The sequence below is a fragment of the Thermomonospora catenispora genome (assembly GCF_006363815.1).
Taxonomy (GTDB): Bacteria; Actinomycetota; Actinomycetes; order Streptosporangiales; family Streptosporangiaceae; genus Thermomonospora; species Thermomonospora catenispora.
Genome location: NZ_RRYT01000003.1, coordinates 61,793 through 81,283, shown reverse-complemented (window position 1 = coordinate 81,283; position 19,491 = coordinate 61,793). Strand labels below are relative to the sequence as shown.

The 19,491-nt window shown below is 72.0% G+C and carries 15 protein-coding genes; 11 read left to right on the top strand and 4 right to left on the bottom strand.

Features of this window, described 5'->3' with window-relative positions:
• Positions 1-384 precede the first annotated feature (384 nt).
• On the bottom strand, positions 385-2,523 hold the full coding sequence (locus EIO00_RS03745; protein ID WP_140175490.1) for a (Fe-S)-binding protein: 2,139 nt from the start codon (positions 2,521-2,523) through the stop codon (positions 385-387).
• A 553-nt stretch (positions 2,524-3,076) separates the two neighbouring features.
• Between EIO00_RS03745 and EIO00_RS03740 the strand changes: the two genes are divergently transcribed.
• The 8 genes from EIO00_RS03740 to EIO00_RS24070 all read left to right on the top strand — a co-directional run bounded on the left by EIO00_RS03740 (position 3,077) and on the right by EIO00_RS24070 (position 12,801).
• Positions 3,077-3,712, top strand: coding sequence for an SAM-dependent methyltransferase (locus tag EIO00_RS03740; RefSeq protein ID WP_140175489.1), 636 nt, complete (start codon positions 3,077-3,079; stop codon positions 3,710-3,712).
• Positions 3,713-3,853: 141 nt separating this feature from the next.
• A complete protein-coding gene (locus tag EIO00_RS03735; RefSeq protein ID WP_140175488.1) occupies positions 3,854-4,288 on the top strand; it encodes a hypothetical protein in 435 nt (144 codons plus the stop codon).
• A 708-nt stretch (positions 4,289-4,996) separates the two neighbouring features.
• A complete protein-coding gene (gene dnaK / locus EIO00_RS03730) occupies positions 4,997-6,859 on the top strand; it encodes a molecular chaperone DnaK (protein WP_140175487.1) in 1,863 nt (620 codons plus the stop codon).
• Entirely contained in the window at positions 6,856-7,551 is a 696-nt protein-coding gene (gene grpE / locus EIO00_RS03725; protein WP_206664022.1) for a nucleotide exchange factor GrpE, read from the top strand. Before dnaK ends, grpE begins: the two co-directional genes overlap by 4 nt.
• Before the next feature lie 100 nt (positions 7,552-7,651).
• Entirely contained in the window at positions 7,652-8,809 is a 1,158-nt protein-coding gene (dnaJ, locus tag EIO00_RS03720; protein ID WP_140175486.1) for a molecular chaperone DnaJ, read from the top strand.
• A 5-nt stretch (positions 8,810-8,814) separates the two neighbouring features.
• The gene (locus tag EIO00_RS03715) at positions 8,815-9,261 is read left to right on the top strand and encodes a heat shock protein transcriptional repressor HspR (protein WP_140175485.1); all 447 of its coding nucleotides are present in this window, start codon (positions 8,815-8,817) and stop codon (positions 9,259-9,261) included.
• 20 nt (positions 9,262-9,281) lie between these two features.
• Positions 9,282-11,873 (top strand): ATP-dependent chaperone ClpB, encoded by a 2,592-nt coding sequence (clpB, locus tag EIO00_RS03710; protein ID WP_140175484.1) that lies wholly within the window; start codon positions 9,282-9,284, stop codon positions 11,871-11,873.
• Between the two features lie 760 nt (positions 11,874-12,633).
• On the top strand, positions 12,634-12,801 hold the full coding sequence (locus EIO00_RS24070; RefSeq protein WP_161602639.1) for a hypothetical protein: 168 nt from the start codon (positions 12,634-12,636) through the stop codon (positions 12,799-12,801).
• 96 nt (positions 12,802-12,897) lie between these two features.
• Here EIO00_RS24070 and EIO00_RS03705 read toward each other — a convergent pair whose 3' ends face one another.
• Both EIO00_RS03705 and EIO00_RS03700 read right to left on the bottom strand, forming a co-directional pair.
• Positions 12,898-13,656: a MerR family transcriptional regulator gene (locus tag EIO00_RS03705; protein WP_241661095.1), complete on the bottom strand. Its 759-nt coding sequence runs from the start codon at positions 13,654-13,656 to the stop codon at positions 12,898-12,900.
• A gap of 189 nt (positions 13,657-13,845) precedes the next feature.
• A complete protein-coding gene (locus EIO00_RS03700) occupies positions 13,846-14,748 on the bottom strand; it encodes an SDR family oxidoreductase (protein WP_140175482.1) in 903 nt (300 codons plus the stop codon).
• Between the two features lie 156 nt (positions 14,749-14,904).
• Here EIO00_RS03700 and EIO00_RS03695 point away from each other — a divergent pair, with 156 nt between their 5' ends.
• The 3 genes from EIO00_RS03695 to EIO00_RS03685 all read left to right on the top strand — a co-directional run bounded on the left by EIO00_RS03695 (position 14,905) and on the right by EIO00_RS03685 (position 18,881).
• Positions 14,905-16,503, top strand: coding sequence for an alkaline phosphatase D family protein (locus EIO00_RS03695; protein ID WP_140175481.1), 1,599 nt, complete (start codon positions 14,905-14,907; stop codon positions 16,501-16,503).
• A 371-nt stretch (positions 16,504-16,874) separates the two neighbouring features.
• Positions 16,875-18,191: an NYN domain-containing protein gene (locus tag EIO00_RS03690; RefSeq protein ID WP_140175480.1), complete on the top strand. Its 1,317-nt coding sequence runs from the start codon at positions 16,875-16,877 to the stop codon at positions 18,189-18,191.
• Between the two features lie 108 nt (positions 18,192-18,299).
• Positions 18,300-18,881 carry a tetratricopeptide repeat protein gene (locus EIO00_RS03685; protein WP_241661094.1) on the top strand — a complete coding sequence of 194 codons (582 nt, stop codon included), beginning with the start codon at positions 18,300-18,302 and terminating at the stop codon, positions 18,879-18,881.
• Between the two features lie 14 nt (positions 18,882-18,895).
• On the opposite strand, the gene EIO00_RS03680 is transcribed toward EIO00_RS03685, so the two are convergent.
• Positions 18,896-19,414, bottom strand: a complete 519-nt coding sequence (locus EIO00_RS03680) for a hypothetical protein (RefSeq protein ID WP_241661093.1) — start codon at positions 19,412-19,414, stop codon at positions 18,896-18,898.
• Positions 19,415-19,491 lie beyond the last annotated feature (77 nt).

Here is a 19,491-nt window from a genome sequence, read left to right as displayed (position 1 = left end):
GCCGGCACAACGCCCGTCGTCCGTCGCCCGTCGTCCGTCGATCGTCTGTCGGCGTCCTGAACACCCTGAAGGTCCTGAACGCCTTGAAGCCCGCCTCGGCCGTACGGAGAACGACCGGAGGGCCCTGCACAGGCCCCCGGTCCTTCAAGGTCGCCCCGGGAGGCTCGCGGACCGGTCGGTCTCGGGCCCGCGCAGATGCGCGATCCCGTTTCAAGGTCCCATGACGGGCCCGTGGCGCGCCCTCGGGAGCCGGACCCGCCCGGGCTCCATGGAGCCCGCGGCACGCCCCGGAACGCGACCGGAGCGCGCGGGGCGGAGACACGGCTGCGCCCTTCCCCGGCGGTCCGGGGAAGGGCGCAGCGGGGCCTCAGGCGGCCGATCCGGTCACTCGGCGGCGACGGGCTCCTTGGGAGCGGCGTCCTCGCCCTTGATGGAGCGGATCAGCAGCTGGGAGACGTCGACGACCTCCAGGCTCTCCTTGGCCTGTCCGGCGTTCTTCTTCTCGTTGATGGCGTCGCCCAGCATCACCAGGCAGAACGGGCAGGCGGTGGAGACGGTGTCGGGGTCGGTGGTCAGCGCCTCGTCCACCCGCTCGGTGTTGATGCGCTTGCCGATGCGCTCCTCCATCCACATCCGGGCGCCGCCAGCGCCGCAGCAGAAGCCGCGGTCCTTGTGCCGGTGCATCTCCTGGGTCTTGACGCCCGGGACGGTGGCCATGATGTCGCGCGGCTGCTTGTAGACCTTGTTGTGACGGCCCAGGAAGCAGGGGTCGTGGTAGGTGATCTTCTCCTCGATCGGGGTGACCGGGGTGAGCTTGCCCTCCTCGACCAGCTTGGCCAGCAGCTGGGTGTGGTGGACGACCTCGTAGTTCCCGCCGATCTGCGGGTACTCGTTGGCCAAGGTGTTGAAGCAGTGCGGGCAGGTCGCCACGATCTTCTTGACCCCGGCCTCGTTGAGGGTCTCCACGTTCTGCTGGCCGAGCATCTGGAAGATGAACTCCATGCCCAGCCGGCGGGCCGGGTCACCGGTGCAGGCCTCCATGGGGCCGAGCACGGCGAACTTGACGCCGGCGATGTGCAGCAGCTCGGCGACGGCCTTGGTGGTCTTCTTGGCGCGGTCCTCCAGGGCGCCGGCGCACCCGACCCAGAACAGGTACTCGGCGTCCTCGGGCATGGAGTCCTCGACGACCGGGACCTCGAAGTCGAGCTCCTCGATCCACTCCAGGCGCTTCATCTCGGACATGCCCCACGGGTTGCCCTTGTTCTCCAGGTTCTTGAGCATCACGCCCGCCTCGCTGGGGAACGAGGACTCGATCATGACCTGGAAGCGGCGCATGTCCAGGATGTGGTCGATGTGCTCGATGTCCACCGGGCACTGCTCGACGCAGGCGCCGCAGTTGGTGCACGACCACAGCACGTCGGGGTGGATGACGCCGTCCTCGCCGACGAGCTCCTTGTCCACCTGCATGGCGGCCTTCTGCTCGTCGGTGAACTTCTCCCGCTCCTCCTCGGAGGCCAGGATGTAGGGGGCCTTGGCGAAGGCGTGGTCACGCAGCTCGAGGATGACCATCTTCGGCGACAGCGGCTTGCCGGTGTTCCAGGCGGGGCACTGGGACTGGCAGCGACCGCACTCGGTGCAGGTCGCCATGTCCAGGAAGCCCTTCCAGGTGAAGTCCTCGATCTTGCCGCGGCCGAAGGTGTCGGTGTCGGGGTCGGCCTCCTCGAAGTCCAGCGGCTTGCCGTTGCTCATCATCGGCTGGGCGGCGCCCAGGCCGTCCGGGCGGCGCTTGAACATGACGTTCAGCGGCGCCAGGAAGATGTGCAGGTGCTTGGAGTTGACGACGATGATCAGGAAGACCAGCGCGACGCCGATGTGCGCCAGGAGGAAGGCGGCCTCCAGGAAGACCAGCAGACCGGACTCGGGCTCGCCCAGGTTCTTCATCAGCTGGCCGACGCCGTAGGAGGCGTAGGCGGCCTTGCCGTAGGTGAAGTTCCCGTTCGCCACCTCGGCGCCCCGGAAGGCGAACATCGTCCAGATCACATTGAAGATCATGAACAGGATGAGCCAGGCGCCGCCGGTGTGCGAGCCCTTGAAGCGGGACTTGCGGTCGAGCCGCTTGGGCGAGTTCTGGATCCGGATCACGGTGAAGGTGGCCAGACCCGCCAGGCAGGCCAGCGCGATGGTGTCCTGCACGAACCCGATCGGCGGCCAGGTCTGCAGGAAGGGGATGTGCGCCTCGAGCCCGAACAGCAGCTGAACTCCCGCCTCCAGGTAGACGGTCGCCAGCAGGAAGAAGGCCCACATCACCGCGAAGTGCGCGGCTCCCGCCACGGTCCACTTCAGCAGCTTGCGCTGCCCGAAGACCTCGACGACCTGGCCCTTCACGTCGCCCTTCGGGTCACGCTTGACCTGAAGCACCCGTTCGGGGTCGGGCTGTCCGCTCTTGAAGAGCCTCCACAGGAACAACACCCGCCGGCCGGCCAGCGCAACCGCCACCGCCGTACCGACGAGCCCAACGATCAACGTGACCGCGTATTGCAAGGTTCCGTCCTCCTGAAGGTACGGGCGTCGGCTGTCAGCGTAGGGCTCGCGACGGACAGCCCAGCATCCGGGGGCCGAAATACTACTCGGGAGTAGCATATGCGGTCACTAGGCCGAACGGCCCGTCACCCGCCGAAGTCGTGGTATACCTCCCGACTCCGCCCACCTGCAAACAAATGTGCAGGTAGAAGGGGTGGCGCGAGCCGCGCTGTGGCCCCGCACAACCTCGACGCGCCCCCGACGCCCGGCGCCCTCCTCTCCGCTTCCTCTCCGCTTCCCTTCTGCCTTCCCCTCCGCGTCCTCTTTGCGCCCGCACCGAAACCCTCCCCGCCTCCGCTCCGAAACGCCGACCGGGCTGCGCATCCCCCCAGATCACGGGCACCATTCCGACGAAGGTCGACCGAGACCCACCGAGACCGACGAAGAACGGCGCCGAGGCCCGAGCGCCGTGATCCTCCCCCGCCCCGTCCCCGACCCGAAGGATCCGCGCCGACTCCCTCCCCGCCTTCAGGCGGGGTCTCCTCGGAGGTTTCCGATGAACGAACCGCACGACGAGGCCGAACGGCTCTGGGAAGAGCGCTACGCCGGCAGCTCCCAGGTCTGGAGCGGTGAGCCCAACCGGCCCCTGGTCGATCTCGTCGCGCCCCTGTCCCCCGGCCGCGCCCTCGACCTGGGCTGCGGCGAGGGCGGCGACGCCGTTCATCTGGCCTCCCGGGGCTGGCGGGTCACCGCCGTCGACATCTCCCCCACCGCGCTGGACCGGACGCGCGCGCTCGCCGAACGCGCGGGAGTCGCGGACCGCATCACCACCGAGCGGCATGATCTGACCCGCACCTTCCCCGACGGCGCCTACGACCTGGTCTCGTCCCTGTTCCTGCACTGCCACCAGGAGTCCGCCCGCGACGGGCTCCTGCGCCGGGCGGCCGGGGCCCTGACCGTCGGCGGCCTGTTGTTCGTCGTCGAACACGGCTCCGTGCCGCCCTGGGCGCCCGAGCCCCACCCCCACCACGTCCGCTTCTCCACCCCCCAGGAGATCCACGAGGGCATGGCCCTGGACCCCGCCCGCTACCGCCCCGAACGCCTGGCCGTCCAGGAACGCCTGGCCACCGGCCCCGGCGGGGTGACCGGCCCGCTCACCGACGTCATCGTGCTGGTCCGCCGCATCGCGTGAGGCGGCCGGCCGCCGGAGCGGCGCCCGGTGCGCGTCTCGTCGGCGTCTCGTCGGCGTCTCACCGGTGTCCCGCCGGCCGCACCCGCGCCGGCCGGGTCGGCTGCGGCCGGCCGCCGGAGCGGCGGGGCAGACTTAGGTGGCGTGAGCATCGCACCGTTCGACTACGACGCGTACTGGCGTCGTCCTCGCGATGACTGGCGGGAGAAGGGACTGCACTGGCACTGCTACATGGCCCGCATGGACGGGGCCACGTTCGGCAACGACCTGGTGCGCGAGGATCCGAACACCGACGCGGCACCGAAGATCATCCGTGACTGGCTGCGCAAGCCGGCGCGCACCCTCCAGCACGTGGCCAAGACCCCCGACAGCGCGGTGGAGTGGCTGCGGGGGCAGTGGGAGTCCATCAGGCCGAGCGCGGGGCAGGCCGCCACGGCGATCGAGCCCGAGACCCTGTTCGGACGGGCGCTGTACGACCTGTCCTGCGGCACGGACATCTGCTGGGGCTATTGGCTCTCCGGCGGCTCGACCCATGTGCAGCTCGCGGTCGTCGGCGTCGCGGACGGCTGCCATGGCTGACGTCCCCCGCCCTCTCGCCGCCGCGCCGGAGAGCACGCGGAAGCGCCCGCCGAGGACGTGCGGGCTCTTCCGGCGGCGTACGGGGGCGGGCGCGATCTCCTTCATCCCCTCGGCGGGCGTCCCCTCCTCGCGGGGACGAAGGTCCGCGCCCCCGCGATGAGGACGTCATCGCCGCCTCCCGGTCGTGAGACCGGTCATCACGAGGACCTCCGTCCCGGATGAAAGCGGCGGCCGCGGGCACATCGCCCGTGGCCGCCGCTTGCTTTTCACGACATTTCACAACGGCCGCGGCGGAGCGCGAGGAGCGGGGACCGGGCATCGGGACCGGGGCTTCTCAGCGGCCGCAGCGGCGCGGGCGCGGCGGGGTCGAGAGAGCGGGGGCCGCTCCCCTCGACTTCCCCCTCACCGCCGGACCGCCCCGCCGCCGGGTCGGCGCCCGGTCGTCGCCGGTTCATCCGCTCGGCTCCGGCGGCCGTCCGCGGACCCGCCGCCGGGCGCCGGCCGGGAACGGAATAACGGACTCAACCGTCTTGTTAGCAGAAGCAGCAGCAAAGTTGAGCCCACAAGACTCAACTAATTTGACACGACCTACCACGGTAGGCACCCTGTACCGCGGAACGGACTGCAAACCGCGTGCCCGCTCACCGCGGGCACCCGATGAAGCGGCCGCCCTCGGGGACGGCCGAGTGACGACGGAGGACGAAGACCATGGCACGTGCGGTCGGTATCGACCTCGGGACGACCAACTCGGTCGTCGCGATCTTGGAGGGCGGCGAGCCCACCGTCATCGCCAACGCGGAGGGGTCGCGGACCACGCCGTCCGTCGTCGCCTTCGCCAAGAACGGCGAGGTCCTCGTCGGCGAGGTGGCCAAGCGGCAGGCGGTCACGAACGTGGACCGCACCATCCGGTCGGTCAAGCGCGAGATGGGCACCGACTGGAAGAAGCAGATCGACGACAAGCAGTTCACCCCGCAGCAGATCAGCGCGTTCGTGCTGCAGAAGCTCAAGCGGGACGCCGAGGCCTACCTGGGCGAGAAGATCACCGACGCGGTGATCACCGTGCCCGCCTACTTCTCCGACCACCAGCGGCAGGCCACCAAGGAGGCCGGCCAGATCGCCGGCCTGAACGTGCTGCGGATCATCAACGAGCCGACCTCCGCGGCGTTGGCCTACCACCTGGAGAAGGAGAACGAGGCCACCATCCTGGTCTTCGACCTCGGCGGCGGCACCTTCGACGTGTCCCTGCTGGAGGTCGGGGACGGCGTGGTCGAGGTCAAGGCCACCAGCGGTGACAACCACCTGGGCGGCGACGACTGGGACAACGCCATCGTCGACTGGCTGGTGAGCCGCTTCAAGAACGCCCACGGCGTGGACCTGTCCAAGGACAAGATGGCGCTGCAGCGGCTGCGCGAGGCCGCGGAGAAGGCCAAGATCGAGCTGTCCGGCTCCACCGAGACGCAGATCAACCTGCCCTACATCACCGCCTCCGCCGAGGGCCCGCTGCACCTGGACGAGAAGCTCACCCGGGCCGAGTTCCAGAAGATGACCGCCGACCTGCTGGACCGCTGCAAGGGCCCGTTCAACCAGGTCATCAAGGACGCCGGCATCACCGTCGCCGACATCGACCACGTGGTGCTGGTCGGCGGCTCCACCCGGATGCCCGCGGTGACCGACCTGGTGCGCGAGCTGACCGGCGGCAAGGAGCCCAACAAGGGCGTCAACCCCGACGAGGTCGTGGCGGTCGGCGCGGCCCTCCAGGCCGGTGTGCTCAAGGGCGAGGTCAAGGACGTCCTGCTGCTGGACGTCACCCCGCTGAGCCTGGGCATCGAGACCAAGGGCGGCATCTTCACCAAGATCATCGAGCGGAACACCACCATCCCGACCAAGCGGAGCGAGGTGTTCACCACCGCCCAGGACAACCAGCCCTCGGTGGAGATCCAGGTCTACCAGGGCGAGCGGGAGATCGCCGCGCACAACAAGAAGCTCGGCCAGTTCCAGCTGGTGGGCATCCCGCCGGCGCCGCGGGGCGTGCCGCAGATCGAGGTCACCTTCGACATCGACGCCAACGGCATCGTGAACGTGCACGCCAAGGACCTGGGCACCGGCAAGGAACAGAAGATGACCATCACCGGCGGCTCGGCCCTCCCCAAGGAGGACATCGAGCGGATGATCCGCGAGGCCGAGCAGTACGCCGAGGAGGACCGCCGGCGCAAGGAGGAGGCCGAGGTCCGCAACCAGGCCGACACGCTGGCCTACTCGACCGAGAAGTTCCTGCGGGAGAACGGCGAGAAGGTCCCCGAGGACGTCAAGAAGGAGGTCGAGGAGGCCATCGCCGAGGTCAAGAAGAACCTCGAGGGCTCCGATGTGAACGCCATCCGCTCCAGCTCCGAGAAGCTGGCCCAGGTCAGCCAGAAGATGGGCGCCGCCATCTACGCGCAGAACGCCGGCGGTGAGACCACGGCCGACGCCGGCTCCGGCGCGAGCGCCTCCGGCTCCTCCTCTTCCTCCTCCGATGACGAGGTCGTCGACGCCGAGATCGTGGACGAGGACAAGAAGGACGGTGCCGCGTGAGCTCACCTGACGCGGGTGAGGAGCGCGAGGGCCCGGTGATCCGCGACAAGCGGCGCATCGACCCGGAGACGGGCAAGGTGCGGGAGCGGCCCGCCGAGCAGAAGGCCGCTCCCGGCCCCGCCGCCGAGTCCGGCACCGCCTCGCCTCCCGCCGAGAACGAGGAGATCGACAAGCTGAAGGCCCAGCTTCAGGAGCGCACCGAGGACCTGCAGCGGGTCCAGGCGGAGTTCTCCAACTACCGCAAGCGAGTCGAGCGTGATCGGGCGGCGGTCCGCGAGCAGGCGCTGGCCAACGTGCTGACCGAGCTGCTGCCGGTGCTCGACGACATCGGCCGGGCGCGTGAGCACGGCGAGCTGACCGGCGGCTTCAAGTCGGTCGCCGAGGCGCTGGAGGCCACGCTCACCAAGCTGGGACTGCAGCAGTACGGCGAGAAGGGCGAGCCGTTCGACCCGACGGTGCACGAGGCGCTGCTGCACTCGTACTCGCCCGAGGTGACCGAGACGACCTGCAGCGAGGTGCTCCAGCCGGGTTACCGGCTCGGCGAGCGCATCCTGCGGCCCGCCCGGGTCGCGGTGGCCGAGCCGGGCGAGCCGCCCGAGCCGGAGGAGCCGAAGCAGGAGCAGGAGCCGACCGCCGAGGCCGCCGGCGAGCCCGACTCCTCCGGCGAGTCCGGCTCGTCCGACGACAAGTGATCCCTTCCGTCCGGCCCGCGCCGCCCGCGCGGCGCGGGCCGGACGGAGCCTGACCTGAGAACCTGACGACGAGAACGCGAGAGTACGAAAGCGGGGCGCCGTGAGCACCAAGGACTTCCTGGAGAAGGACTACTACAAGGCCCTTGGTGTTTCGAAGACGGCCACCCAGGACGAGATCAAGAAGGCCTACCGCAAGCTGGCCCGCAAGTACCACCCCGACGCCAACAAGGGCGACCGTGAAGCCGAAGAGCGCTTCAAGGAGATCTCCGAAGCGTATGACGTGCTGAGCGACGAGAAGCGTCGCAAGGAGTACGACGAGGCGCGCCGCCTGTTCGGCTCGGGCGGGTTCCGCGGGCCCGGCGGCGGCGGGTTCGGTTTCGACCTGGGCGACCTGTTCGGCCAGGGCCAGACGGCCGGAGCGGGGGCCGGCGACCGGCTCGGCGACCTGTTCAGCGGGCTGTTCGGGCGGGCCGGGGCGCGCACCGGCGCCCGGCGGGCCCGGCGCGGTGCGGACGTGGAGACCGAGGTCACCCTGACCTTCGGCGACGCGCTGGAAGGGGTGACCGTGCCGCTGAAGATGACCAGCGAGGCGGCCTGCCCGCACTGCGCGGGCACCGGCGCACGGAGCGGGACCGTGCCGCGGGTCTGCCCCTCCTGCGAGGGCACCGGGCAGGAGACCCTCAACCTGGGCACCTTCGGGTTCTCCGAGCCGTGCCGCGCATGCCGGGGCCGCGGACTGGTGGTGGACGACCCGTGCCCCAACTGCCGCGGCAGCGGCCGGGCCACCGGCACCCGCACCATCCAGGCCCGCATCCCCGCAGGGGTCGCCGACGGGCAGAAGATCCGCCTCAAGGGCAAGGGCGCGCCGGGCGAGAACGGGGGCCCCGCCGGCGACCTGTACGTCACCATCCGGGTCAAGCCGCATCCGGTGTTCAAGCGCAGCGGCGACAACCTGACCGTGACGGTGCCGGTGACGTTCGCCGAGGCCGCGCTGGGCGCCCAGATCAAGGTGCCGGTGCACCGGGGCATGCCGGTCACGCTGAAGATCCCCGAGGGCACCCCCAACGGCCGCACGTTCCGGGTCCGCGGACGCGGCGCCCCCCGACGCGACGGCACCAAGGGCGACCTGCTCGTCACCATCGACGTGCAGGTGCCGCAGAAGATCGACAACACCATGCGCGAGGTGCTGGAGCGGCTGCGCGCCACCGATCGCGGTGAATCGCTGCGGGCCGAACTGCTCCAGTTGGCGAAGGAATGATCCCCATGGACCATTTCGGCGACGACACGCCCGTCTACGTGATCTCGGTGGCGGCACAGCTGTCCGGCCTGCACCCGCAGACGCTGCGCACCTACGACCGGCTGGGACTGGTGTCCCCGGACCGCACCGCAGGCCGGGGCCGCCGCTACTCGATGCGCGACATCGTGATGCTGCGCGAGATCCAGCGGCTGTCCCAGGAGGAGGGCATCAACCTCGCCGGGATCAAGCACATCCTGGAACTGCAACGCGACAACCAGCGGCTCCGCGACGAACTGGCCCGCTTGCGCGCCACCCTCGAGGAGCTGTCCAACGAGCTCGAATCCACCCGCGCGGTCGCCGCCCGGCTGGCCGGCCAGCTGCGCCGCGGGCGGACCGGCCCCACCGGAGGCGACCTGGTGCCGATCCGGCAGGCGAGCGTGGCGCTGTGGCGCGAGCGCAATGACCGAACCTGAACGACCATCGGAGAGCGATCGTGGACTACAAACTGACACGCAAAAGCCAGGAGGCGGTGTCGGTCGCGGTCCGCCGGGCGGCCGCCGAGGGGCATCCCCAGGTCGAGCCGCTGCATCTGCTGGTGGCGCTGTTGATGCTGCCGGAGGGCACCGCCGTCCCGCTGCTGGAGGCGATCGGCGCCGACTGGCAGGCGGTGCGGCGCGCCGCCGAGGAGCGGCTGGAGCGGCTGCCCAAGGCCACGGGCGCGACGGTGAGCAGCCCGCAGATGTCCCGGCAGCTGATCGTGGCGATGAACACCGCCGCCAACCGCGCCCGGCAGCTGGAGGATGAGTACGTCTCGACCGAGCACCTGCTGGTGGGGCTGGCCGCCGACGGGGGCGCGGCCGCCGAGGTGCTGCGGGGGGCCGGCGCCTCCCCGCAGGCCCTGCTGGAGGCGTTCGAGAAGATCCGCGGGCACGCCCGGGTCACCAGCGAGGACCCCGAGGGCACCTACCAGGCGCTGGAGAAGTACGGCGTCGACCTGACCGCCCGCGCCCGGGAGGGCAGGCTCGACCCGGTGATCGGCCGGGACACCGAGATCCGCCGGGTGGTGCAGGTGCTGGCGCGGCGCACCAAGAACAACCCGGTGCTGATCGGCGAGCCGGGCGTCGGCAAGACCGCCGTGGTGGAGGGCCTGGCCCAGCGGATCGTGGCCGGGGACGTCCCCGAGTCGCTCAAGGGCAAGCGGCTGGTGGCGCTCGACCTGGGCGCGATGGTGGCCGGCGCCAAGTACCGCGGCGAGTTCGAAGAGCGCCTCAAGGCCGTGCTGAACGAGATCAAGGCGAGCGAAGGCCGGATCATCACGTTCATCGACGAGCTGCACACCGTCGTCGGCGCGGGCGCGGCCGAGGGCGCGATGGACGCCGGCAACATGCTCAAGCCGATGCTGGCGCGCGGCGAGCTGCGCATGATCGGCGCGACCACGCTGGACGAGTACCGCGAGCGGATCGAGAAGGACCCCGCCCTGGAGCGGCGCTTCCAGCAGGTGTACGTGGGCGAGCCGTCGGTGGAGGACACCATCGCGATCCTGCGCGGCCTCAAGGGCCGCTACGAGGCGCACCACCAGGTGCAGATCTCCGACGCGGCGCTGGTGGCCGCCGCCACCCTGTCGGACCGCTACATCACCGCCCGGTTCCTGCCGGACAAGGCCATCGACCTGGTCGACGAGGCCGCCTCCCGGCTGCGGATGGAGATCGACTCCCGCCCGGTGGAGATCGACGAGCTGCAGCGCGCCGTGGACCGGATGCGGATGGAGGAGCTGGCGCTGGCCAAGGAGTCCGACGAGGCCTCCAAGCAGCGTCTGGAGCGGCTGCGCCGCGACCTGGCCGACAAGAACGAGCAGCTCAACGCGCTGGTCGCCCGGTGGGAGCAGGAGAAGGCCGGGCTGAACCGGGTCGGCGAGCTGAAAAAGCGCATCGACCAGCTGCGCGGCGAGGCCGAGCGCGCCCAGCGCGACGGCGACTTGGAGACCTCGGCGCGGCTGATGTACGGGGAGATCCCGGCGCTGGAGAAGGAGCTCCAGAGCGCCACCGAGCAGGCGCAGACCCGGGAGGCGATGGTCAAGGAGGAGGTCGGGCCCGACGACGTCGCCGACGTGGTGGCCTCCTGGACCGGCATCCCCGCCGGGCGCCTGCTGGAGGGCGAGACCGCCAAGCTGCTGCGGATGGAGGAGGAGCTCGGCCGCCGGCTGGTCGGGCAGACCGAGGCGGTCAAGGCGGTCTCCGACGCGGTGCGCCGGGCCCGGGCCGGGGTGGCGGACCCCGACCGTCCCACCGGCTCGTTCCTGTTCCTCGGCCCCACCGGGGTGGGCAAGACCGAGCTGGCCAAGGCGCTGGCGGAGTTCCTGTTCGACGACGAGCGCGCGATGGTGCGCATCGACATGTCGGAGTACTCCGAGAAGCACAGCGTGGCCCGGCTGGTCGGCGCCCCGCCCGGCTACGTCGGCTATGAGGAGGGCGGCCAGCTCACCGAGGCCGTACGGCGGCGGCCGTACTGCGTGGTGCTGCTGGACGAGGTGGAGAAGGCCCACCCGGAGGTCTTCGACATCCTGCTGCAGGTCCTCGACGACGGCCGGCTGACCGACGGGCAGGGCCGCACGGTGGACTTCCGCAACACCATTCTGATCATGACCTCGAACCTGGGCTCGCAGTACCTGGTGGACCCCACCATGGACGCCGCGGCCAAGCGGGAAGCGGTCATGACGACGGTGCGCTCGTCGTTCAAGCCGGAGTTCCTCAACCGGCTGGACGATGTGATCATCTTCGAGGCGCTGTCCACCGAGGACCTGACCCGCATCGTGGACCTGCAGGTCGAGCGGCTGGCCAAGCGGCTGGCCGACCGCCGGCTCACCCTGCGGGTCACCGACGCGGCCCGCGAGTGGCTGGCGCTGACCGGCTACGACCCGATGTACGGCGCCCGGCCGCTGCGCCGGCTGGTGCAGACCGCGATCGGCGACCAGCTGGCCCGCGAGCTGCTGTCCGGCCGGATCTCCGAAGGCGACGAGGTCGTGGTGGACCGCGACGAGGACGCCGACCGGCTCACGGTCGAGCCGGCCGTCGCCCTCACCAAGTGACCCCCGACCGGTCACCGGCCCGCGCGCCGGTGACCGGTCGCCTCATCCCCCCGTCGGCCTCCGGCGCCGCCGGGGCCGGCGACCGCGGAGGAGACGGCGAGGTGATCCGCCGCTGGCGCGTGGACCGCTGACGGCGGTGTGCGGCGCCGAGCCGCCGGCCGTGCTCGGCGCCGCACGCCGCCGTGGACGCCCGCCCTCTCGGCCGGCCGGCGAGTCGACTCCGCGTCTCGTCCACCGTCCGACGAGGGGCGGGCGCCGCACCGGCCGGCCCCGTCGCATGCCTTTTCTCGCCTCGCCCCGCGGCACGGCGCGCGGAATGCCGGGCCGTTCGGTTCGACACCGGCCGCTCCCATCCGTTCCCCACGGCGACTGCGTGCGGCGGACGGCATTTTTTGCTTTTTCTGTTGACATCTCCGGGTGTCGGGCTGCTAGTGTCATGGCCATGGAGAAGTGATTCTTCCGGGTTGAGCCTTCCGCAGCGGCCGTCCTCCGGCGCCACAGCCGCAGGAACGCGCCCTCCATGCTCCCCGTCCCGCCGCTCTTCGGCGTTCGCTCGTTCATCTCGTCGCACGCGTCCCCGAGCTCGTTCGCAGCAGGCGGTCCCCGTTTCGTCTCCGTCGTGTGAATCGGTTCGTGCGTCGCCGACGACATGCGCCGATCGGCGTGTCTCCCGTTGAACCGCCGTTTCGACGCCGCATTTTCCTGACCGTTTTCGACGGCCGCCAAAGCCGTGTTTCAGCCTGCCCGGAGGTAGTCCTTCATGCGAAAAGTCTCCTCTGCCAAGAAAGGCGTCAAGAAGGTCGGGAAGGGCGCCGACCCGTTCTCCCGTTGCGGCGATGTCCAGAGCCGTCGTTCGGCGGCCCTGGCGCGCGGCGCCCGTCCCAACGTCCGTCGTCTGCCCACCCGCAACATGGCGCGGGGACGCTGACCCGCTCTCGGCGGGCGGGCGCGTGCGCCCGCCCGGGTCGCCCGCAGGAGATCGGCGGTCTCGGCTCGGCCGGGGCCGCCGGTCCCGCGTCCCCGATCAGGAGCGGTCCGTCCCGGTCAGCCGCGGGGCGAGCTGGGCGAACTCCTTGCGGATGCGGCGGTCCATGGCCCGGGCGAAGTGCTCGTCGGCGACGGTGCGGGTGACCGGCCGGAGGCGTTCGACGGCCTCGGCCACCCGGGCGAGCTCCTCGGGCGTCGGCGGCTGGCTCATCCGGCCGATCAGGTGGCGGCGGGCCAGCCGCACGAACGTGTAGGCGATCCGGTCGAAGGCCGCCTCCAGCTCCCAGCTCAGCGCCAGCAGCTCGGCCAGCGGGATGCCCTCGGCGACCAGGGCGGCGGTGGCCTCCATCAGGCGCGGCACCCGGTGCACGATCCGGTCGCCGCGGATCTCGATGTAGCCGAGTTCGACCGCCTCGTCGAGCACGTCGGGGGTGAGCTGGTCGCCGAACAGCTCCTCCAGCTCCTCCATGGTCATCTCGGTCTCGGTCCGCCGGCTCCACGGCGCGGTCACCGCCCACTGGAAGCCCAGCAGCTCGCCCACGTCGCGGCCCTGCTCCCAGGCGGTCAGCAGCTCCTCGATCCCATCCAGCCGGTAGCCGCGGTCCAGCAGTTCGGAGATCAGGCGCAGCCGCTGCAGATGCCGGTGCGAGTAGACCGCCACCCGGCCCCGCCGCTTGGGCGGCGGCAGCAGCCGACGCTCCTGGTAGTAGCGCAGCGTGCGGACCGGGACTCCCGCCGCCTCGGCCAGCTCCTCGATCCGGTACTCCCGCTCGGCCTGCGCCGATCTTTCGCTCACCCGCTCACCGTATCGCCCGGCCCACCACGTTGCCATCTCCCACTGGCAACCACCGGTCCCCGGTCCGGGCCGGCGGCTCGGGCGGCGGCGCGGCCCGGCAGGCGGCCGGGCCGCGGTCGACGGACGAAGGTCGTGAGGAGGCCCTCGAGAAGCCGCCTGGAGTCCGTTCGGACGGTCGCCGGGAGACCGTCAGGAGGTCGTGGCGGAGTCGGCGGAGGCCGCGGCGGCGCCGCCGGCGCCCACGAGGGTGCTGGGGGCGCCGGCGGCGAGCCAGCGGCGCTCCACCTCCGCCATGACGCGGCGGGCGTGCCGGGTGACGACGGCGGGGACGAAGCCGCGCACCAGCTGCATGCCGGGGATCCAGCGCTGGCCGTAGACGTGGGCGCGGCGCCGGACGATGCCCTCCACCAGGCGCTCCGCGGTGGGCTCCAGCGGATAGGTGCGGCCCGCCGGGAACGGCAGGCCCGCGCGCATGTCGCGGAGCACCTCGTTCTCGTCGGCGCCGCGGACCATGTCGGTGTCGGTCCAGCTCAGGTAGCCGACGCCGACCTTGACCCCGTGCGGGGCCAGCTCGGCGCGCAGGGAATGGGCGAACGCCTCCACGCCGGCCTTGCTGGCGCAGTAGGCCGCCATCATCGGGGCGGCGCACAGTGCGGCCAGCGACGCGACCTGGAAGAAGTAGCCCCGGCTCTCCCGCAGCGCGGGGATGAACGCCCGGGCGGTGGCCACGCTGCCCAGCAGGTTGACCTCGATGACCTTGGCGAAGGTGCGGGGGTCGGAGTACTGCACGGGGCCGCCGGTGGCGATGCCGGCGTTGGCGACGACCACGTCGACGCGGCCGTACCGCCGGACGACCTCGGCGGCGGCGCGCGCCATGGCCTCGTCGTCGGTGACGTCGACCTCCCACCAGCCGGCGTCGGGGCCGCAGGAGGCGGCGACCTCGGCCAGCTGCTCGGGCTCCAGTCCGAGCAGCGCGAGGGTGGCGCCGCGGGCGGCGAGCCGCCGGGCGATCAGCGCCCCCAGGCCCCGGGCCGCCCCGGTGACCACCACGACCTGTCCCGCCGCGCTTCCCGCCGCATTCGCCTTCGCCATCGCGGCTCCTCCCCGCCCAGAACGTCGCCTCATGACCATGCCAGTTCCAGCTGGCAGTGATGGCAGGGTAGACCATCCCCCTACCCACTGGTAACCCCCGTGGGGAGCCCTTCCACGGTGGACGCGGCCGTCGCGCGTGCACTACAGATGCCAGATATGACCGAACTGGTTCTGGGTCCGCTGCTCCGCCACGTGGACGAGCGCACCGCGACCGTCTGGGTGGAGACCGACCGCCCCTGCGAGGTCGAGGTCCTCGGCGCCACCGCCCGGACGTTCACCGTCCACGGCCACCACTACGCACTGGTGGAGATCGACGGCCTGGAGCCGGGCTCACAGACCCCCTACCAGGTGCGGCTGGACGGCGAAGTGGTCTGGCCGGAGCCGGGCGACGACCGGTTCCCGCCCAGCGTCATCCGCACCCCCGACGGCGGCGAGCGGCTGCGGCTGGCGTTCGGCTCCTGCCGGCGCAGCCCCGACCCCCGCGGCGTGCACGGCCCCGACGCGCTCACGGCGTACGCGCACCGGCTGGCCGACGGCGGCGAGCCGCCGACCGCGCTGCTGCTGATCGGCGATCAGGTGTACGCCGACGAGCTGGGCGAGGAGATCGTCGAGTTCATCCACCGGCGGCGCGGCCCCGACAGCGAGCCGCGGGGCGAGCTGGCCGACTTCGCCGAGTACGCCCACCTGTACCGGCTGGCCTGGCGGACCGACCCGGCGGTGCGCTGGCTGCTGTCCACCGTCCCCACCTACATGATTTTCGACGACCACGACGTGCGGGACGACTGGAACACCTCCCACGCCTGGCGCGAGCAGATGCGGTCGCTGCCGTGGTGGCGCCGGCGCATCGTCGGCGGGCTGGGCTCGTACTGGATCTATCAGCACCTGGGCAACCTGTCGCCGGCCGAACGCGCCGCCGACCCGCTGTACGCCCAGGTCCGCGACGCCGGCGACCGCGACGCGGCCGACCTGGTGGACGCGTTCGCCGAACGCGCCGACCTGCGGCCCGACGGCACCCGGTGGAGCTACCGCCGCGACCTGGGCGCGACCCGGCTGATCGTGGCGGACAGCAGGTGCGCCCGGCTGCTGACCCCCGAGCGGCGCGCCATGCTCCACGACGCCGACATGGCCTGGCTGGGCGAGCAGTGCCGGGGCGACCGCGACCACCTGCTGATCGTCAGTTCGCTGCCGTATCTGCTGCCGCGCCCCATCCACCACGCCGAGAACTGGAACGAGGCGGTCTCCGGCGGCGCCTGGGGCCGGCTGGGCGCGCGGTTCGGCGAGAGGCTCCGCCAGGCCGCCGACCTGGAGCACTGGGCGGCGTTCGCGGACTCCTTCCGCACGGTCGCCGCCGAGGTGACCGCGGTGGCGCGGGGCGAACGCGGCGCCGCCCCGGCGTCGGTGGCGTTCCTGTCCGGCGATGTGCACTACTCGTACCTGGCGCGGGTCACCGCCCCGGACACCGCGGCCCCGATCTCCCAGGTTGTGTGCTCCCCGCTGCGCAACCCGCTGACCGGCGCGTTCCGCTGGGCGAACGCGGTGGCCTGCACGCCGGGGACGGCCTGGATGTTCCGGGGGCTGGCGGCGCTGGCCGGGGTGCCCCGGCCGCCGCTGCGGTGGCGGCTGACCCGGGGGCCGTGGTTCGACAACATGATCGCCACGATCGAGATCGACGGCCGACGGGCTCAGGTCCGCTGGGAGGCCGCCGTCACCGAGGGACGCCTGGAGGAGCGCTCCGTCGCCGCGCTGTCGCGGTGAGCGACCGACGCGTGAACTCTTGAAGTCCTCTTAATACCGTCGGCCGCCGGTTCGATCTACGATCGAACCGCCAGTGGGACACCCCTGTAAAAGATCATGGCGAAGGATTCCGGTCAGCCGGAACGACTGGTACCGTCCACTCCCAACGTTCGTGGAGGTCCGCGTGGTCAATCGGTGGCCGGCCGTCTGGTCGCTCTGGGGTGCCCGAGGGCTGCACGACGCTGAAGGTGCCCGGGGGTCCCTGCACAGATCGGCGTCCGCCCGGCGGGATCGTGGGTCACCGGCGATGACACCAGGATCGGCGGACCCCTCCGGCCCGGCCCGCAGAGCCGGCCGCCGAACGGGTCCCAACTGAGGAAGGGCGGTGCGACATGGATCGCTGTGCGCTGTTCGTGGACGCCGGTTACCTGCTGGCGGACGGCGCGATGGCGGTGCATGGCACTCGCCACCGGGAGACGGTGTCGTGGGATTTCCCCGGCCTGCTGCAATTGCTGGGCAATCTCGGCCGCGAGCGCACCGGGATGCCGCTGCTGCGCTGCTACTGGTACGAGGCCACCGTCGAGGGCCGGCGCTCCCCCGAGCATGAGGCGCTGGCCGACCTGCCCGGGCTGAAGCTGCGGCTGGGGCGGATCCGGCCGGGCCGCCGCGAGGGCGTGGACACCGAGATCCACCGGGACCTGATGACGCTGGCCCGCAACCGGGCGATCTCCGACGCGATCGTGGTCAGCGGGGACGAGGACCTCGCCCCCGCCATCGCCGACGTCCAGGACTTCGGCATCCGGGTCACGATCGTGCACGTGGCGGTGGACGGGAACTGGACGATCTCGCGGGCGCTGCGGCAGGAGTGCGACGACCTGATCGAGATCGGCGCCAACCATCTGCGCCCGTACGTGAACCTGCTCAGCGGCGTCGACCAGGGCGGCGGTTCGGTGTCGCCGCTGTCCAACGGGCACGGCACCAGCACCGGGCAGACGATGTCCGCGCCGATATCGACCGGGCCGCACTCGGCCCCGCCGCCGTCCTCCCCCATCACCGGCCGACCGTCGCTCGGCCCCGCCTCGGGCGGATCGTCGTCCAACAGCGGCCCGCAGCCGCTGCCGTCCTCCTCCAACGGGTCGTACGGGTCCGCCCTGAACAGCACCGGGATGCGGAGCCTGGGGACGACCTCCACGGACCAGCAGCCCGCCGCCGGCTACGCCTCCCTGGGCGGCGCGTCCGGCCCGTCAACCGGCGCCCACCAGACGTCGGGCCCGTCGACCGGCGCCCACCATGCGTCCGGCCCGTCGACGGGCGCACAGGCGCCGCCCTCGCCCGTCCAGCCCGCGCCCGCCCCGCCGACGGGGTACGGGCAGTCGTCGCCGGCGGGCCCCTCCGGCTCCCCGATCCCCACCGGTCCGCAGCAGGCGGCCCATCTGCCGGCCGTGCCGCAGCAGAGCCAGGCGCCCACCCTGTCCGACGCGGTGAAGGCCGCGCACAAGGAGGGCCAGGACTTCGGCGAGTCGGTGGCCCGCGACGCGCCCGCCCTCTGGCTGGAGGCGGTGCTGGCCCGCAAGCCCCGCATGCCCTCGGACCTGGAGGCCCGTCTGCTGCAGGGGTCTTCGCTGCCCATCGACTTCCTGCTGCACGATGAGGTCCGGCACGCCCTGCGCCGGGGTTTCTGGGACGCCCTCGAGCGCTCTCGTCGTTGACCGTCGCCGGCTCCGGTCCCCGACCGTCCGGTTCGACGCTTCCGTCCCGGTTCACGATCATCGGCGAATATCCCGCTCCGCACGACGACCGGCGGGTAGCGTGGAACTGTGACGCATGTGACGGAAGACGATCTCGACGATCTGGAGTTCGACACCCTGCGCACTGGCGATCACGCATCGGCGGCGCGGCGGCTGTCGGAGCTGGCCGCGTCGGTCTCCGGAGGGGTCTCCCGCGCGAACATCCTGCTGCGCGCCGGCGAGCAGTGGCAGCACGCCGGAGACCACGCCAAGGCCGCCGAGTTGTACCGGCAGGCGATCGAGGACGGCGGCGAGACGTACGGGGATCCCCGTGTCTACCTCGCCGACGCCCTGTTCGAGCTGGGGGAGACCGATGAGGCCCGTTCCCTGCTCGACCGGATCAGCGCCGACCGTCCGCGCGATCCGGAGGTCTACCGCACCGTCACCGAGATCCTCTACGCCCACGGCGATGTGAGCGGCGCCTACGAGTGGGCCACCCGGGGCGCCGACGTGGTGCTGTCGGTCCGCGAGCAGGCCCCCGACGAGGAGGGCCGCGTCGCCGAGGACAGCCTGGAGGCCCTGCTGCGCCTTCGTTATCGCGCCCGCATCGACCTCGGCCGGCCCGAGGACGAGTACGACGCGATGCTCGACGACCTCCTCAAGCAGGCCTGAGGGCCCACCGGCGGCTACAGGGCGCCGATGAGGGCGTCCAGGGCGGCGGCCAGGCGGTCCGCCGACCCGGTGGCGAGGACGGTGACCTGCCAGCCCCGCAGGCGGGCCTGACGCACCCGAGGGGTCTCGCCTGCGGTGCTCAGATAGCCGCAGGGCGCCTCCGGCCAGTCGGCGGGGACGGGGGGCGCCGCATCGAGGGCGTGGGCGTGGCCCGCGGCCGGGGCGCGGGGCGCGGGCGGGTCGGCGTCCACGAAGACGTATCCGCCCACGGCGCGGTGGGCGGCGCGTTGCGCGGCGGCCATGGCGGGCAGCAGCGGGCCCGCGGCGCTCCGGCCGACCAGGACGAGGGGGGCGGTGGGGGCGGCGGCGGCCACGGCGAGGGACGCACGGGCCACATAGCGCATGCCGCCCACCTCCCCGACGTCGGGGACGAGGACCTCACGGCCCCGGGCGCGCAGCAGCTCCGGCACCTCCCCCCAGGCGGCGGCGGTGGCGCGCGGCGGGTGCAGCAGGATCAGCGAACCGGGTGTCACGGCGTCACCCGGCCCGGCGGAGTCGTCGCGGCATCCAGCCGACGGTACACCGGGGCGGATCGGTCACGGCGGGCCCG

What these genes read in the sequence shown, in the direction of transcription:
- EIO00_RS03740 (WP_140175489.1), top strand. Translation starts at nt 3,077, where the DNA reads ATGAACGAACCGCACGACGAGGCCGAACGGCTCTGGGAAGAGCGCTAC.
- EIO00_RS03695 (WP_140175481.1), top strand. Translation starts at nt 14,905, where the DNA reads ATGACCGAACTGGTTCTGGGTCCGCTGCTCCGCCACGTGGACGAGCGC.
- EIO00_RS03700 (WP_140175482.1), bottom strand. Translation starts at nt 14,748, where the DNA reads ATGGCGAAGGCGAATGCGGCGGGAAGCGCGGCGGGACAGGTCGTGGTG.
- EIO00_RS24070 (WP_161602639.1), top strand. Translation starts at nt 12,634, where the DNA reads ATGCGAAAAGTCTCCTCTGCCAAGAAAGGCGTCAAGAAGGTCGGGAAG.
- dnaK (WP_140175487.1), top strand. Translation starts at nt 4,997, where the DNA reads ATGGCACGTGCGGTCGGTATCGACCTCGGGACGACCAACTCGGTCGTC.
- EIO00_RS03690 (WP_140175480.1), top strand. Translation starts at nt 16,875, where the DNA reads ATGGATCGCTGTGCGCTGTTCGTGGACGCCGGTTACCTGCTGGCGGAC.
- EIO00_RS03715 (WP_140175485.1), top strand. Translation starts at nt 8,815, where the DNA reads ATGGACCATTTCGGCGACGACACGCCCGTCTACGTGATCTCGGTGGCG.